Source organism: Pseudomonas sp. FW305-25, assembly GCF_017351415.1.
Taxonomy (GTDB): domain Bacteria; phylum Pseudomonadota; class Gammaproteobacteria; order Pseudomonadales; family Pseudomonadaceae; genus Aquipseudomonas; species Aquipseudomonas chlororaphis.
The window spans coordinates 1-550 of sequence record NZ_JACNDE010000082.1; the positions used below are offsets into that span (position 1 = coordinate 1).

2 pseudogenes are annotated in these 550 nt (G+C 61.8%); both read right to left on the reverse strand.

Annotated features, from left to right (window positions below):
• Window positions 1–87: pseudogene (locus J4E58_RS31760) on the reverse strand (potassium-transporting ATPase subunit C); the annotation flags it as partial.
• Between the two features lie 129 nt (window positions 88–216).
• Window positions 217–550 (reverse strand): annotated as a pseudogene (locus J4E58_RS31765) (potassium-transporting ATPase subunit B); the annotation flags it as partial.

Here is a 550-nt window from a genome sequence, read left to right on the forward strand (position 1 = left end):
GCCGGTGACCACCAGTGGATAGGCCACGCCCGTGATCAGGGTCATCAACACAATCAGGCTCAAGGCCGGACGCAATACAGTGGACATCATCAAATCCTCGATTCGGTTAACGGGTTTACCCGAACTCCGTAGGAACCCGCTTGCTAGCGATGCGGTGCGTCTGGCGCACTGGGTTGACGCCATCGCCAGCAAGCTGGCTCCTACAGGGTCGCGGGGTTACACCAGATGCAAAGCCGTCAGCAGCATGTCGATCAGCTTGATGCCCAGGAACGGCACCAGGATCCCGCCCAGGCCATAGATCAGCAGGTTGCGGCGCAGCAGATGGGCCGCGCTGGCCGCCTGTACCCGCACCCCGCGCAGGGCCAGCGGAATCAGCACGACGATGATCAGGGCGTTGAACACGATCGCCGAGAGGATCGCGCTCTGCGGGCTGCTCAGTTGCATGACGTTGAGCACGCCGAGCTGTGGATAAATCGCCGCGAACAGCGCCGGCAGGATCGCGAAGTACTTGGCGATGTCGTTGGCAATGGAAAAGGTGGTCAGGGCGCCA